Below are 14,415 nucleotides of genomic sequence, written 5' to 3' on the forward strand. Positions count from 1 at the left end.
CGCTACGGCCGACAGGCCAAAGGTGGCCGAGCAAGGCGGGATCCGAAATGTCGAGAATTGCGAACGCGCCACTACGCGCGAAGGTGATGAGCGCGCAGGATGCGGCGGCACTCATCCAGAGCGGCATGACCCTGGGATTGAGCGGCTTCACGGGCTCAGGCTATCCGAAGGCGGTGCCGCTAGCGCTCGCCGAACGCATCGAAGCCGCGCACCGCGCTGGCCAGCCGTTCCGTGTCCGCGTCTGGACCGGAGCCTCGACCGGCCCCGAGCTCGACGGCGCTCTGGCCAAGGCCGACGGGATCGAGTTCCGCCTGCCCTACAATTCCGATCCCATCGCGCGCGAGAAGATCAACCGCGGCGAGATGGAGTATTTCGACATGCATCTCTCCCAGGTCGCGCCGATGGCCTGGCAAGGCTTCCTTGGGCCGCTCGACGTCGCGGTGATCGAGGTCTCCGGCATCCGACCGGACGGCTCCCTGATCCCCTCCTCCTCGATCGGCAACAACAAGACCTGGCTCGACAGGGCCGACAAGGTCATCCTCGAGGTCAATCGCTGGCAGAGCGCCGAGCTCGAAGGCATGCACGACATCTACTACGGCACGGCCCTGCCGCCGCACCGCGTGCCGATCCCGCTGGTGAAGCCGCAGGACCGGATCGGCGAGGCCTATCTGCGCTGCGATTCCAACAAGATCGTCGCGATCGTCGAGACCGAATCGCCCGACCGCAACCTGCCCTATGCACCGCCGGACGAGACGGCCAGCGCCATCGCCGGCCACCTCATCGAGTTCCTGCGCCACGAGGTCGCCCGGGGCCGGCTGCCCGCCTCGCTGCTGCCGCTGCAGTCCGGCGTCGGCAACATCACCAATGCCGTGCTCTCCGGCCTGCTCGATGCGCCCTTCGAGAACCTCACCGCCTATACCGAAGTCATCCAGGACGGCATGATCGACCTGATCGACGCCGGCAAGCTCGTGCTGGCGTCGGCGACCGCCTTTTCGGTCAGCCCGGAGGCGGCAGCGAAGCTCAATGCCGGCATGGCGCGCTACCGCGACAAGATGATCCTGCGGCCGCAGGAGATCAGCAACCACCCCGAACTAGTGCGCCGGCTCGGCTGCATCGCCATGAACGGGCTGATCGAGGCCGACATCTACGGCAACGTCAATTCGACCCATATCATGGGCTCGCGCATCCAGAACGGCATCGGTGGCTCCGGCGATTTCGCGCGCAACGCCTTCGTCTCGATCTTCATGACCCCGTCGACAGCCAAGGGTGGCGCGATCTCGGCCATCGTCCCGCAGGCGAGCCATGTCGACCACATCACTCAGGACGTGCAGGTGATCGTGACCGAGCAGGGCCTGGCCGATCTGCGTGGCCTCAGTCCGAAGCAGCGCGCCCGCACGATCATCGCCAACTGCGCTCATCCGGGCTACCGGCCCGCGCTGGAAGATTATTTCCGCCGAGCCCAGGCCGGATCCTACGGTCAGCAGTCGCCCTGCCTGCCCGGCGAAGCGCTGTCCTGGCACCAGCGCTTCATCGAAACGGGCAGCATGCGGGGCTGAGCAGCAGATTTGGAACTCCCGAAGCCCGGCATGCCGGGAGATCCACGGTCATCGTCAGTTTTGGCGTTGCCAGCTGCATCCGATATTGGCCCAGAAAGCGGACTCAGGGGCGACCGAAAGAGAGCTCTCCGCTCGGCGTAGGCTTTCATCCCCTCCCGAAAAAGACCCCGTGCCGCTCGTTTACGGGTCGTCGGGCGATGACGGATGCTTTCGCACACTTCCAGACGGTTTCCTGTCATCGGGAGCCTGACCGGCGCTGAGGACTTCTCCAAGCTTCGGTTCACCTTGACGCAAATCAAGGGAAAACGCTGCCCCGCAAGTTATGAGGGATGTCGAAAGGGCATCCCGATCATGGTTCACGCCAAAGACCTGCCATCCAGCTTCCGCCATGTGCGACTGCTCCTCGCGCGGGAAAAGGGCCATCCTTCCGGCGAGGAGGATCAAGGGTACGATCTCCTGGTTCCGCTGGACGACGAAAATCGTCTCGATCCGGTGGAGTGGAAAAATCATCAAACGGCATGTCGGGTGCGCCGGTTCGACGAGGGCCAGGAAGAAAAAATCGGTCGATTGCGGCGCAAGCCCGGCGGCCAATGGTATTTCGACTACGAAGCAGGAGAAAGCGACGACGAACTCGGCTTTCGTCTTGGCGAAGAACGTTTCCTGATCGGTGAGTACATCTCAATCGGCAGACGGCCGGATTACCATGTCTATCGGGTTGTTCGCGTCGAAAAGCCATAAAGCACCGTCCAGACCCTTCACGTATGCGGCCTCGCGTGAGGCATGCCAGTGATTTGCCCCGTCGGTCTGGAGCGCATGGGGAAACTTACGGAGAACAGGACATTGTCAAACACGCCGCACACACTTCGCGATGAATTTCCCGACCAGATGGATGCGATCCACGCCCTGAAGGTGAGCAGCCCGGAACTCTTGCGGATTCTGGAAGAGTACGACGAAGTGAACGACCAGATTCATCGGGCCGAGACCCGGATTGCAGCGCTCAGCGAGGACGCCGAAGCGGCGCTACGTAAAGAGCGGCTGCCCCTCAAGGACAGGATTGCCGACGCTCTGAACAAGGCAAGATAGGACCCACCGACCGGACAGCCTCGCTCTGAGGCGAGGCTGTCTGTTTCTGCCGTCCTGCGGCGACGGGGGCTGCCGACCGGCACTCCAGAGCCCGCGGCCATCGAGGCGGTGACGCCCGTCGTGCAAGAAATAGCCAAGGTCAGCGGAGCCGCCGGTTCAGCTCGAAGCCGGCTGAGCCTTGCCCGTGGCAGCGGCCTTTCGTCCCTTCAGCGCAGTCAAGATCTGCCAGCCGGTGAACAGCGCCAGCAGCGACAGCAGCGTTGCACTGATCGGATGCTCGAAGAAGGTCAGGAAGCTGCCGCGGCTCAGCAGCATCGAGCGTCTGAAGTACTCTTCCAGCATCGGCCCCAGGATGAAGCCGAGCATCAGCGGCGCAGGGTCGAAGGAGAGCCGCATCATGATGTAGCCGATCAGGCCGAAGGCCGCCGTCGTGTAGATGTCGTGGAGGCTGTTGTTGATGCTGAAGGTGCCGATGCAGCAGAAGAAGAGGATCGACGGGAACAGCACATTATAGGGAATCTTGAAGACGGAGAGCCAGAACCGCACCAGCGGCACGTTGAGCAAGAGCAGGAAGCAGTTGCCGATCCACATGCTCGCGACGAGCCCCCAGAACAGGTCGGGGTGCTTGGCGATCATGTTCGGGCCGGGCTGGATGCCCTTGATGATGAAGGCCGCCATCATCAGCGCCATCACCGCATTCTCGGGGATGCCGATGCTCATCAGCGGAATGAAGCTCGTGCGGGCGGCGGCTTCATCGGCCGCAGCCTGCCCGGCGACACCCTCGATCGCGCCCGAACCGATCTCGTCCCTGTATTTGCTCACCTTCTTGTCGAGGCCGTAAGCGGCGAATTGCGCGATCACCGGACCTCCGCCCGGCAAGATGCCGAGAAAGGAGCCGACGATGCTGCCGCGCAGCGCGCTCGGAATGATGCGCTTGAACTCAGGCCAGGTCGGCATCAGCTTGATCTTGCCGTTGAACGGCGTGCGCTCCTCTTTCGCATCGAGATTCTTGGTGATCTCGGCGATGCCGAAACAGCCGAGCGCCAGGCTGACCAGGCTGACGCCATCGATCAGCGAGGGCAGGCCCATGGTGAAGCGCTCCATGCCGGTTTCGAGGTCAGTGCCGACCTGCCCGAGCAGCACGCCGACCAGGCACATCGCCAGGCCGTTCAGCAGGCTGCCGGTGGTGACGAAGCTGACGCAGACGAAACCGAACAGCATCAACGCACAGTAATCGGTCGGGCCGAATTGCAGGGCGACGCTGCCGAGCAGCGGCGCAAGCGACGCCAGGACCACGATCGCGACGGTGCCGCCGATGAAGCTGGAGACGCCGGCCGTGAAGAGCGCGAGCCCCGTCTTGCCCTTCAGTGTCATCTGGTAGCCGTCGATGCAGGCCACGATGCTGGAGGCGTGCGGGATCTTCATCGTGATGGCGCTGACGCTGTCGCCATATTGCGCGCCGTAATAGATGCCGGCGAGCATGATCAGCGCTCCGCCGGTCGGGATCGAGTAGGTCAGCGGCAGCAGCAGGCTGATCGTCGCCAGCGGACCCAGGCCCGGCAGCAGGCCAACGAGCGTGCCGACGACGCAGCCGATGGCGCAGTAGAGCAGGTTTTCCGGGGTGAGCGCGTGGCTGAAGCCAAAGGCGAGGTTCTGGAGGACTTCCATCAGATCAATCTCAGATTCAGGCCGAGGAAGCGCTGGAAGACATAGGCCACCACGATCAGGCCGAGCGCGATCTTGATGTTGCGCATCCAGGAGTAGGTCGTCCCCGCGAGGCCGGCGACGAAGACCAGCACGATGATCCCGGCGATGGCGTTCACATATTCGGAGGCGATCACGAAGCCGACGAGGCTCGCCATGATCAGGGCGATGTTCTTCGGATTGAATTGCAGAGGCACCGGCTCGGAGAAGCGCGCCTGCAGGATGATGGCCCCGGCGATGATCAGCAAGGGCACGCAGATCAGAAGCGGAAACAGGCCGGGGCCGGCATGGGCCAGGTCACCAATGGGATATCGCAGTGCGTTCGAGGCGAAGAACAGCACCAGCGCAGCGAGGAAGAGGCCTCGCGCCACATTCTGGTTGAGCATTCGTTGGCCTACTCATGGTTTATGTCGTATCTTTATTAATTCGAAGGAACCAATCTGGCAACGGGCACGACGCCCTGCGTCAAAAGAATTTTCCGAGCCGGCTTCGCGCGCCCTCCGGCCGTGCCCTGCGGGCCAGAAACCGCGTGATGCCCACGATCAAATAGAGGAGGTTTCAGCCGGCGCAGCCCCCCGCGCAGAGCTGTTCGCGAAGGCGGCGCGGGCCCTACGACGACGGCTGTGAGGCATAGACTAAAGGATGATGAAAGACTCAGTGCAGACGGGCGCGCAGATATTTCATCATGACGGCAATCGGGCGCTCAGATCCGATCTAATCCATTAAATCGGGAGGATAACGATGCACCTGACCCGTCGCGGGTTTACGACCGTTCTCGCCGGTACCATTGCCGCCCCGGCCGTCATGCGGACCGCCTACGCCCAGGGCGCCACCGTCAAGCTCGGCATGGTCGTGCCGATGACCGGCGCCGCCGCCGAGTCCGGCTCTTTCGCCCAGACCGGCGCCAAGATCGCGCTCGAACAGGTCAACAAGGCCGGCGGCGTGCTCGGCAAGCCGCTCGAACTGATCTTCGAGGACGACCAGACCACCAATCCCGGCGCGGTCCTCGCCTTCTCCAAGCTCGCCAGCCAGCCCGACATCGTCGCCTTCCTCGGCTCGATCCGCTCCACGCAGATGCATGCGATGGCGCCCGACATGCTGAAGATCGGCAAGCCCGTCGGCTTCGGCGGCACCGACCCGAACCTGACCAAGCTCGGCAATCCCTGGCTCTTCCGCTTTCGGCCGAACGATTCCTATTCGGGCAAGGTGATCGCGCAGTTCGGCGCCAAGGAACTCGGCAAGAAGAAATGGGCGATCGTTCATTCGACCGACGCCTTCGGCACCGCCGGTGGAAAGGCCCTTGCCGATGCCCTGCCCGACAATGGCGCCACGCTCGCCCTCGACCAGGGCTACGCCAACCAGAGCCAGGATTTCACGCCGGTGGTTCTGGCGGTGCGGCAGTCGGGCGCCGATATCCTCGGCACCTATTTCACCTTCGAGACCGACCTCGGCATCTTCGCCCGGCAATTGCGCCAACTCGGCGTCAACATTCCCTGGGTCGGCTCGCCCTCGATCGTCAACGTCTCGGCGCTCAAGCTCGCCGGCCCGGCGCTCTACAACACCTATGGCGTCGCCGATTACGCCGAGGATTCGAGCGACGCCTCGAAGGCCTTCGGCAAGGCCTATCGCGACGTCCGCAAGGTCGCACCCGACAACCAGTCGTCCTGGACCTATGACGCCGTCACCTGCCTGGCCATGGCGATGAACAAGGCGGGCTCGACCGAACCCAACAAGGTGCGCGAGGCCATGCTGGCCATCCGCAGCCACAAGGGTGCCGAAGGCGAATACAACTTCGACAAGAACGGCGACGGCCTGCACGGCTACAACATCGTCAAGAACGAGAAGGGCGAGATCAAGTTCGACAAGCGGATCGACTTCCCGCCGAACCTGGGCTGATCCACGCCGGGCGCGCCGGCCTTCCGCTCGGCGGAGGCCGGCAATCGTGCCGGGGCTCGGCATGCCCCGCACGGCCTGAAGCGCCCGGCGCATCTCGTACCACGCCTTTTGCGGTGAACGGCCCGGCCGTTCACCCCGAAGGACCGATCGGCTCCACGCAAGCGCGGTAGACAGATGGATCTCGTTCTTCAGCTTCTTTTCACCGGGATCGGCATCGGCTCGGTCTATGCGCTCGTCGCGCTCGGCTTCGTCCTGATCTTCCGCGCCACCAATGTCGTGAACTTCGCGCAGGGCGAGTTCTCCATGGTGGCGGCCTTCCTGATGGTGGTCTTCTCGGTCAAGATCGGCCTGCCCTACTGGATCGCCTTTATCGTCGCGCTGATCGGCATGGCGGCACTCGGCGCGGTCTTCAATCTCGCGGTCTATTATCCGTTGCGCCACCGCACCTATCTGCCGGTCATCATCTCGACGATCGGCGCCTCGATCTTCATGGCCAACACCACGCTCGCCATCCACGGGCCGGAGCCGGAGGTGCTGTCGGGCTGGTTCGACACGCCGGGCTTCATGCTCGGCCCGGTCTATCTCGACAACCAGTACGTCCTGATCATCGTCGTGACCGCGCTCCTGGTCGTGCTGCAATACTGGTTCTTTGAGCACACCCTGCTCGGCAAGAAATTGCAGGCGACCTCGCAGGACAAGGAGATGGCCTCGCTGCTCGGGATCCCCGTCGCCGTGATGATCATGATCACCTTCGTCTATTCGGCGGTGATCGGCGGCATCGCCGGCATCCTCGTGGCGCCGGTGCTCTTCGTCTCGATCGGCATGGGCGCGACCATCGCGCTCAAAGCCTTCGCCGCCACGATCATCGGCGGGTTCGGCGACGTCACGGGCGCGATCATCGGCGGCCTCGCGCTCGGCGTCATCGAGACCTTCGGCGCCGCCTATATCTCGGTGCCCTACAAGGACGGCTTCGCCTTCCTGGTGCTGATCGCCTTCCTGATTTTCCGGCCGCAAGGCATCTTCGGCGAGCGCGTGGCGGAAAAAGCATGAGCACGACCGAAACCACCGCCACCACCGGGGATGCCCGGCCACGCCTGCGCTGGGGTATCCCGGCCTACATCCTGCTCGTCCTGGCTGCGATCGTTCTCGCCATCGCCCTGCCCAAGACCGGCTATGTGCTCAACATCTCGCTGCAGGCGACGACCTATGCCATCGCGGTCCTCGGCCTGACGATCGTGCTGGGCCTGTGCGGCCAGATCAATCTGGCGCAGGCCGCCTTCTTCGGGCTCGGCGCCTATGCGGTCGGCCTCGGCCAGACCGATTACGGCCTGAATTTCTGGATCTGCCTGTTGATCGGCACAGGCATCGCCGCTGTCTTCGGCGCATTGCTCGGCGCCTCGACGCTGCGGCTCGGCGGCCATTACCTCGCGATGGTGACGATCTCCTTCCAACAGATCGTCACCCTCGTCCTGATCAACTGGATCCCGGTCACCAAGGGGCCCGACGGCGTGCGCGCCATCCCGCGCCCGCCTCTCTTCACCGATGGCTCGGTCTATCTCGCGCTGTGCATCGCGGTACTCGCCGGCCTCGGCTTCCTGGTCTGGCGTCTGCGCGATACCCGCCTCGGCCGCGCCATGCGCGCGGTGCGCGACAACGAGCTCGCCGCCGGCGTCGCCGGCATCGACGTCTACCGTACCAAGGTCACAGCCTTCGCTCTGTCCGCCATCCTCGGCGGCATCGGTGGTGGTCTCTTCGCCGGCGGCTTCGCCTATGTCAGCCCGGACCAGTTCTCCTTCGCGGAATCGGTCGTGTTCCTGACCATGGTGTTGCTTGGCGGCGTCGCCTCGCCGATTGGCGCCGTCATCGGCACGGGCCTGCTGATCCTGATCCCGGAATGGCTGCGCTTCCTCAAGAGCATCCCCGGCCTCTACCTCGCAATCTATGGCGCGGCCGTGATCCTGATCGTGCTGTTCATGCCGGACGGCATCTGGGGCTTCCTGCGCGGCCAGCTCGACCGCTTCAAGCGCGCCGTTCTGCCGGGCCGCTCGGGCCAGACTCTCCAGTTGTCGGGGGGCGGCGAAGGCACCGAGACCGTCATGGAGGTGCGCGGCCTCTCCAAGCATTTCGGCGGCCTGAAGGCGGTCGACGAGGTCGATCTCACCATCAAGCGTGGCGGCGTCCATGCGCTGATCGGTCCAAACGGCTCCGGCAAGACCACGACGCTGAACGTCCTCTCCGGTCTTTACCGGGCGACCGCCGGGACCATCAAGCTCAACGGGCAGGACATCACCGACCTGCCGCCACATGCCCGCACCAAGGCCGGGCTCGGCCGAACCTTCCAGAATATCCGGCTCTGGCGTTCGATGACGGCGCTGGAAAACGTCATGGTCGGCGCCGAGCGTCCCGGAAATCCGGTCGGGAACGATCCTGCCGCCGCGATGGCGCGGGCACGCGCCGCGCTCGCCTTCGTCGATCTGGAGGACCGAGCCGGCGAAATCGTGGCGAGCTTCTCCTATGGCCATCAGCGGGCGGTCGAGATCGCCCGGGCGCTGGCCGGTGATCCGGTCCTGCTCCTGCTCGACGAACCGGGGGCGGGCCTCAACTCCTCGGAGAAGGTCGAGCTGCGCAACCTGCTCAAGCGCATCTCGGCCCGCGGCCTCACCATCCTGATCATCGACCATGACATGACGCTGGTGAGCGAGGTCGCCCAGCACATCACCGTGCTGAACTTCGGCCGCCGCATCGCCGACGGCTATTCCGCCGATGTGCTGAAGCATCCCGACGTAATCGCGGCCTATCTCGGAACGGCTCCCGATGTCCCTGCTTGAACTCAAATCCCTCATCGTCCGCTATGGCGAGATCGAAGCCGTCGACGGCATCTCGCTGGTCGTCGAGGCCGGCGAGGTCGTGACCCTGCTCGGCTCCAACGGCGCCGGCAAATCGACCACGCTGCGAGCCATTTCCGGCCTCGCAAAGCCGGCCTCGGGCGATATCCTCTTCGACGGGCAATCGATCGTGGGCCTCAAGCCCGAGGAGATCGTGCGCCGCGGCATCGCTCATGTGCCGGAGGGGCGCCGCGTCTTTCCGGGCCTGAGCGTGCGCGAGAACATCATGCTCGGCGCCTCGAACCGGCGCGGGCTGAAGACCGCGGAGATCAAGCGCGAGGCGGACGAGATGTTCGACCTCTTCCCGGACATCCGCCGCTTCGCCAACGCGCTCGGCTGGACGCTTTCTGGCGGCCAGCAGCAGATGGTCGCGGTTGCGCGGGGGCTGATGGCGAAGCCGCGCATCCTGCTGCTCGACGAGCCTTCGCTCGGCCTGGCCCCTGTCATCGTCCAGGCGGTCTTCGCGATCATCGCCGAGATCAGGCGGCGGGGGACGACCGTGCTGCTGGTCGAGCAGAACGCCCGGATGGGCCTCTCTGTCGCCGATCGCGGCTATGTGCTGGAAACCGGCAAGCTCGTGCTCTCCGGCACACCGGAACAGCTCTGGTCGAACGAGGAAATCCGCGCAGCCTATCTCGGCGGACGCACCGCGGCGGCCTGACGGCCCGCGGGAGGATCCATCGTAAACTGAGCGTGCAGTGGTGCCTGAGGCCGACGGCTCCGGCAGGCGGCAATCCCGCTGGAGGCTCGGTGTCAGGTCGGATTTCGCTCAGGCGCGGGAGCTGGGGTGCTGTAAGAATCCTGTAAGCGCAAAGTGCTCCAATGCCTCTCATCGGGTCGGGCAAAGAGTCTGCCGGACCGAAGGAGGAAATCTGACGATGACTAACGACACCGAACCGTCCGTTGCCCTGACCGATGCCKAGCTCGACACCGTTGCAGGCGCTGGCATCGCGAGCCAAACCGCCAAGGGCGTCGGCCTCATCGTTGGCGGCGTTTTTGTCACCGTCACAGGTGCAGCCATCCGCAATGACGGTGTCGCAGGTCACGGTCGCGACATGTTGGTCGAAGGAATTGGTCAGCTGACTGCTGCCGGGAAAAGCAGCTGACCGTGCAGGGCGCGAGGGGGCCCGATCAGCCGTTGCCGGCGAAGGCGCCTCCGCTCCCTGAGAGCAATTCATCGACGCCATACTTCTGCAGGATGGGATCGCACAGCGTCATGAAACGCCACCTATCCGCTCGAAGCTGATCGTATGCCGCAAAGGGTCAGCGGATGTGAGGCGGACCAGGATCCTGTCACCCGGCTTGTCGCCTTGCCCACGAACGCGCGCGGTCACGGGCACTTCGCAGAGCTGGATCCGCAGACCATGATCATCCATGTCGGTCACCAAAGCTTCGAACGACAGTCCCTCACTGCCCTGAAGCACCAAGGCTTCGGCTAGACTCACGACGGCCCGCTCGACTTGCCCGTCGCGGGCATCGGCCCGTCCCATCACGGCAGGCAGTGCCTCGAACGCGGCCGTCACCGCGGCCGGCACCGGTCGTCCGTTTGCTACCGCCAGGGCGGCGCGGATCACGTAGCGGTCAGCGAGGCGGCGCAGCGGCGCCGTGGCATGCGTATAGGTCGCCGCCATAGGCGCGTGCCAGGGCCGCACGCCTTCGCGATAGGGAACATAGCTCGCGCCGCCGCTGGCCCTGCGCACCGCCAGCATGAAGGCGGCATGGCTGCTGTCGGCGGGGTTCAGCGCCCTTTCGAACTGCACGAGTGTTGCTGTTTCCGGCCAATGCAGCCCCAGGGCCCGCGCGGTTTGGCGCAGGCGCAGGACGGCCTGCTGATCCGGGTCGGGCATGACCCGGAAAAGTCCGGTCCGGGCCGCCAGAAGCGCGTCCGCGATGGCGAGATTGCTGGCCAGCGACAGGGCCGCGTTATGGTCCTCGGCCAGTAGGCGCGGGCGGAAGAGCAACTGAAAATGGCCGCCTTCCACAGCCGCAACCTCCTGCTCGGGCGGATCCACGCGCGCCGCGCCGCGTCGGCTCTCGGCGGCTTCAATGCGGCGCGCCAGCTCGGCAAAATCGGGGGGCAGATCCGCGTCGCGGACACTGTCGTAGGCGAGTTTGGCGGTGTTGCGAACGATGGCGCGTTCGGCTCCGTCGAGATGAACGTTCCCGTCCGGGTCGATCCTGGTCGTGAAGATCACCGCCGGCCTGGGACCGGCGGGCAACAGGCTGGCCGCCCCCTCGGCGAGAATCGGCGGATAGAGCCCGGCCTTGCCGTCCGGCAGGTAGAGCGTCGTTCCGCGCTGCCAAGCTTCCTGGTCGACGACGTCGCCGTCGTCGACAAACCAGGCGACGTCGGCGATGGCGTAGTGGAGCAGCAGGTCGGCGCCGCTGCGCTCGACGGCGAAGGCCTGGTCGAGATCCGTTGATGTGGCGGGATCGAGCGTGACGAAGCGCCGATCGGTGCGGTCGACATGTTCGGTCGGCGCTCGCCGCGCCGCAACCTCCGCCGCCGCAAGGACGTCCGGCGGGAAATGCTCCGGCACGCCGAATTGCTGGCGTATCGCCGCGAGTCCGCCGATCAGCGCATTGGTGGAGTCGATGAGCGTCTTCATCGTTGGCTGCCGTGCCTCTGCCTTCAGTTCGGCTGGCCGCGAACGCGCCGGCACGATGACTCGCGAAATGCGATGAACACACTTGCACAGGCTTGGCATTCAGTGACAGCGGCCTGTCAAGTCGATCTCGCGCCCTGCCGGAGCGTTCCGCTCCAGCGCTCTTGTTGCGGCAGTAACGGGCTCGGGATCGGTAAGGTCGGTGTAAGGCAGCCCGGCCTAATGTCCGCTCACGAGAAGAGCCGATCGGGAGCCGGTCGGATGGATCGAGAGAGGACGAAGCCAATGACCAAGCAGGACCTGAACAACATCGCCCTGACCGACGAGGAGCTCGAAGCAGCTGCCGGCGGCGCGGGCCAGTGGGTGGCCCCCTCTCGCGGCTCCTGGTGGGTCTGGAAGGAGAGTGCGTCCTCCGTTTCAGGAGACGCCTCCTCCTTCCATCAACAGTCCAGCAGCTCGACCGGCACGGTGCGCAGTGAGCTCGCCGGAGGCAAGACGAACTTCTACAAGTTCGACGGCACCAAGGAGATCCTCGTCGGCAGTCGCTGACATATCGCGGGGACGTTTCATGATCGCCCGGTTCCGCGAGGAGCCGGGCGATTGCCGTACCGGGCGGGCAATGCCGCCGCTTCAGCCGGCCGGCGGTAGCCTGACGATGAAGGCGGTGCCTTGGCCGTCCGCCGATCGCAGAGTGATCGAGCCGCCATTCGCCTCTGCGACGCGCTGGACGATCGCCATGCCGAGCCCCGCGCCGGAACCGTCGCTGCGCTGACGTCGCCAGAAGCGCTTGAAGATATGCTCGTGGAGCTCTTGCGGAATGCCTGGCCCGTCATCCTTCACGGTCAGAATTCCATCGGCGCCGATCGCGACGTCGATCGAGGTACCTGGCGGCGTATGGCGGATCGCGTTTTCGATCAGGTTGCGCAACATGTGCCAAACGTCTTGCTCATGGGCGAGCACGAGCAGCGAGGATGTCCGCTCCGGCTCGGTCAGGCCAAGAATCTGCCCTTTCCGGATCGCCTCGATCGCGAGATCGCCGACGACTTCGCGTGCGACCGCCAGAAGATCCGTCTCGCCGCCCGTGGCGTCCGGCCGGTCGAGCTTGGCCATTTCCAGCAGTTGCCCGACGATCCGTCCCATCCGTCGCGCATCATCGAGCAGGGCAGCACGAGACTCGGATGTCGGCAGGTTCTGCAGGCGCGCGTCGAGCACGGTCAGCGGCGTGCGCAGCTCATGCGCCGCGTCGGCGGTAAATTCCTTCTGTAGCTGGTAGCTCCTTTCGACGCGTGCGAGCGCGGCGTTGAAGGCGTCTGCCAGCGGCAGGATTTCGGAGGGCAGGTTCGTGGTCGAGAGGCGCGCTTCAGCGCGTACCGCATCGAGCGCTTGCACCTGTCGCTTGACCTCGAGCACCGGCTGAAAAAAGCACCGCACCACCAGCGCGTTTAGCAGCAGCAGCAGGCCCAGCAACGGCAACGTGATGAACAGGGAGTTGCGCAAGAAATTGTGCAGCACATCGTCATGGATTACGTCCTCCTGACTGAGATTCCAGCCGAGCAGGATCCACAATGGGCGGTCTGCCACGGTCACGGGGAAGCTGACGGCCCGATACTGACGCCCATCCAGAGACAGGGAAGAGAAAGCTTCGCCATCGCTGCGGGCAAGCCCTCCGAGCAGCCGCTCTGCGAAGGGCGATGACGAAACCAGCTTTGCTCCCGACCCGTCAGCGACGACGTACCCGAATTCACCAGCCTCGCCCTCACGCGAAAAGCGGCTAGCCGACAGCGAAACCCCTCCGAATTGCGTGGTCTCCAGCGCTTCGGCGATCAGCCTCGCGCGGTCGGCGAGCACCTTGCGCTCGAAAAAGGCGGCTCGCTCTTGCAGCATCGTGTTGATGACGACCGGCACGGCCACCGCCGCCAGGCAGAGAAGCGCGGCCTGGAGCAGGAATATCCGCGAGAGCAGGCTCCGACCGAGGCGCCTCATGCCGAGGCCGTCAGCACATAGCCGACGCCGCGCACCGTCGTGATCGTCACTGCCGCCTGCCCGTCCTGCAGCCGCTTGCGGAGCCGGTGAATATAGACCTCGACCGCATTGGAGCCGAAATCGTCGTCAAGGCCGAAGAGGTGATCCTCGACGCTGCTCTTGGGCACCACCTTGTCGGCGCGCCGCATCAGCAGCTCAAGCAACTGCGCCTCGCGCGCCGAGAGCGAGACGGGGCGATCGTCCACGCGCGCTTGCTTGGCATGCGTGTCATAGGCGAGGTTGCCAACGGTGAGCTGCGCGCCCAGTAGCGCGCCCGGTCGGCGCAGCAGTGCTGCGATACGCGCCTTCAGCTCCTCGAAGGCGAAAGGCTTGGCGAGATAGTCGTCAGCACCGAGCTCCAGCCCCTTGACCCGCTCCTCCATCGCGCCGCGCGCGCTGAGGATGAGCACAGGCAAGGGCTGTTGCTTGCCGCGCACATGGCGCAGCACCTTGAGGCCGTCGCCGTCCGGCAGGCCGAGATCGAGGATCATCGCCGCGTAGCTGCGCGAATCCAGCACCGCGATCGCGTCGTCGACGCAATCGACGCGGTCGAGCCCGTAGCCACTCGCCTCGAGATGGCTGCCGACCAAGCCGGCGAGTTCGTCATTGTCTTCAATCAGCAGCAGTCTCATGGCCCTGGCCTTGATGGAAATGGGCTTCGGG

General features: G+C 64.9%; 14 protein-coding genes. 9 read left to right on the plus strand and 5 right to left on the minus strand.

The annotated features are described in order from the left end of the window. Nucleotides 1-47: 47 nt before the first annotated feature. The 3 genes from AC1DNE_RS22985 (at nt 48) to AC1DNE_RS22995 (ending at nt 2,639) form a co-directional block, all read left to right on the plus strand. Entirely contained in the window at nt 48-1,556 is a 1,509-nt protein-coding gene (locus tag AC1DNE_RS22985; protein ID WP_441469069.1) for an acetyl-CoA hydrolase/transferase family protein, read from the plus strand. A gap of 204 nt (nt 1,557-1,760) precedes the next feature. Next, entirely contained in the window at nt 1,761-2,294 is a 534-nt protein-coding gene (locus AC1DNE_RS22990; protein ID WP_441469070.1) for a hypothetical protein, read from the plus strand. A 102-nt stretch (nt 2,295-2,396) separates the two neighbouring features. Beyond that, nucleotides 2,397-2,639: an HP1242/YdcH family protein gene (locus tag AC1DNE_RS22995; RefSeq protein ID WP_476765261.1), complete on the plus strand. Its 243-nt coding sequence runs from the start codon at nt 2,397-2,399 to the stop codon at nt 2,637-2,639. A 156-nt stretch (nt 2,640-2,795) separates the two neighbouring features. Here the strand turns inward: AC1DNE_RS22995 and AC1DNE_RS23000 are convergent, their stop codons facing one another. Next, nucleotides 2,796-4,307, minus strand: coding sequence for a tripartite tricarboxylate transporter permease (locus AC1DNE_RS23000; RefSeq protein ID WP_441469072.1), 1,512 nt, complete (start codon nt 4,305-4,307; stop codon nt 2,796-2,798). Continuing rightward, on the minus strand, nt 4,307-4,729 hold the full coding sequence (locus AC1DNE_RS23005) for a tripartite tricarboxylate transporter TctB family protein (protein ID WP_441469073.1): 423 nt from the start codon (nt 4,727-4,729) through the stop codon (nt 4,307-4,309). Before AC1DNE_RS23005 ends, AC1DNE_RS23000 begins: the two co-directional genes overlap by 1 nt. 355 nt (nt 4,730-5,084) lie before the next feature. Here AC1DNE_RS23005 and AC1DNE_RS23010 point away from each other — a divergent pair, with 355 nt between their 5' ends. The 5 genes from AC1DNE_RS23010 to AC1DNE_RS23030 all read left to right on the plus strand — a co-directional run bounded on the left by AC1DNE_RS23010 (nt 5,085) and on the right by AC1DNE_RS23030 (nt 10,230). Then, nucleotides 5,085-6,239 (plus strand): ABC transporter substrate-binding protein, encoded by a 1,155-nt coding sequence (locus AC1DNE_RS23010; protein WP_476765262.1) that lies wholly within the window; start codon nt 5,085-5,087, stop codon nt 6,237-6,239. 174 nt (nt 6,240-6,413) lie between these two features. Continuing rightward, nucleotides 6,414-7,289, plus strand: coding sequence for a branched-chain amino acid ABC transporter permease (locus AC1DNE_RS23015; RefSeq protein WP_441469074.1), 876 nt, complete (start codon nt 6,414-6,416; stop codon nt 7,287-7,289). Beyond that, nucleotides 7,286-9,067, plus strand: a complete 1,782-nt coding sequence (locus tag AC1DNE_RS23020; RefSeq protein WP_441469075.1) for a branched-chain amino acid ABC transporter ATP-binding protein/permease — start codon at nt 7,286-7,288, stop codon at nt 9,065-9,067. Before AC1DNE_RS23015 ends, AC1DNE_RS23020 begins: the two co-directional genes overlap by 4 nt. After that, nucleotides 9,054-9,785 (plus strand): ABC transporter ATP-binding protein, encoded by a 732-nt coding sequence (locus AC1DNE_RS23025; protein ID WP_441469076.1) that lies wholly within the window; start codon nt 9,054-9,056, stop codon nt 9,783-9,785. Before AC1DNE_RS23020 ends, AC1DNE_RS23025 begins: the two co-directional genes overlap by 14 nt. Nucleotides 9,786-10,002: 217 nt before the next feature. Then, nucleotides 10,003-10,230, plus strand: a complete 228-nt coding sequence (locus tag AC1DNE_RS23030; protein ID WP_476841199.1) for a hypothetical protein — start codon at nt 10,003-10,005, stop codon at nt 10,228-10,230. A 108-nt stretch (nt 10,231-10,338) separates the two neighbouring features. On the opposite strand, the gene AC1DNE_RS23035 is transcribed toward AC1DNE_RS23030, so the two are convergent. Continuing rightward, the gene (locus AC1DNE_RS23035; protein ID WP_441469078.1) at nt 10,339-11,733 is read right to left on the minus strand and encodes an RNB domain-containing ribonuclease; all 1,395 of its coding nucleotides are present in this window, start codon (nt 11,731-11,733) and stop codon (nt 10,339-10,341) included. 282 nt (nt 11,734-12,015) lie between these two features. Between AC1DNE_RS23035 and AC1DNE_RS23040 the strand changes: the two genes are divergently transcribed. After that, entirely contained in the window at nt 12,016-12,279 is a 264-nt protein-coding gene (locus AC1DNE_RS23040) for a hypothetical protein (protein ID WP_441469079.1), read from the plus strand. Nucleotides 12,280-12,360: 81 nt separating this feature from the next. Here the strand turns inward: AC1DNE_RS23040 and AC1DNE_RS23045 are convergent, their stop codons facing one another. Then, nucleotides 12,361-13,635: a sensor histidine kinase gene (locus AC1DNE_RS23045; protein WP_441469080.1), complete on the minus strand. Its 1,275-nt coding sequence runs from the start codon at nt 13,633-13,635 to the stop codon at nt 12,361-12,363. 74 nt (nt 13,636-13,709) lie between these two features. Then, complete coding sequence (locus AC1DNE_RS23050; RefSeq protein ID WP_441469081.1) at nt 13,710-14,384, minus strand: response regulator; 675 nt, start codon at nt 14,382-14,384, stop codon at nt 13,710-13,712. Between the last annotated feature and the right edge of the window lie 31 nt (nt 14,385-14,415).

The sequence above is a fragment of the Allobosea sp. 05L423 genome (assembly GCF_056397745.1).

Bases quoted from the DNA above. Each gene is read 5' to 3' on its own strand.
- AC1DNE_RS23035 (WP_441469078.1), bottom strand. From the start codon at position 11,733: ATGAAGACGCTCATCGACTCCACCAATGCGCTGATCGGCGGACTCGCG.
- AC1DNE_RS23050 (WP_441469081.1), bottom strand. From the start codon at position 14,384: ATGAGACTGCTGCTGATTGAAGACAATGACGAACTCGCCGGCTTGGTC.
- AC1DNE_RS22990 (WP_441469070.1), top strand. From the start codon at position 1,761: ATGCTTTCGCACACTTCCAGACGGTTTCCTGTCATCGGGAGCCTGACC.
- AC1DNE_RS23000 (WP_441469072.1), bottom strand. From the start codon at position 4,307: ATGGAAGTCCTCCAGAACCTCGCCTTTGGCTTCAGCCACGCGCTCACC.
- AC1DNE_RS22985 (WP_441469069.1), top strand. From the start codon at position 48: ATGTCGAGAATTGCGAACGCGCCACTACGCGCGAAGGTGATGAGCGCG.
- AC1DNE_RS23010 (WP_476765262.1), top strand. From the start codon at position 5,085: ATGCACCTGACCCGTCGCGGGTTTACGACCGTTCTCGCCGGTACCATT.
- AC1DNE_RS23025 (WP_441469076.1), top strand. From the start codon at position 9,054: ATGTCCCTGCTTGAACTCAAATCCCTCATCGTCCGCTATGGCGAGATC.
- AC1DNE_RS23015 (WP_441469074.1), top strand. From the start codon at position 6,414: ATGGATCTCGTTCTTCAGCTTCTTTTCACCGGGATCGGCATCGGCTCG.
- AC1DNE_RS23005 (WP_441469073.1), bottom strand. From the start codon at position 4,729: ATGCTCAACCAGAATGTGGCGCGAGGCCTCTTCCTCGCTGCGCTGGTG.
- AC1DNE_RS23020 (WP_441469075.1), top strand. From the start codon at position 7,286: ATGAGCACGACCGAAACCACCGCCACCACCGGGGATGCCCGGCCACGC.
- AC1DNE_RS23040 (WP_441469079.1), top strand. From the start codon at position 12,016: ATGACCAAGCAGGACCTGAACAACATCGCCCTGACCGACGAGGAGCTC.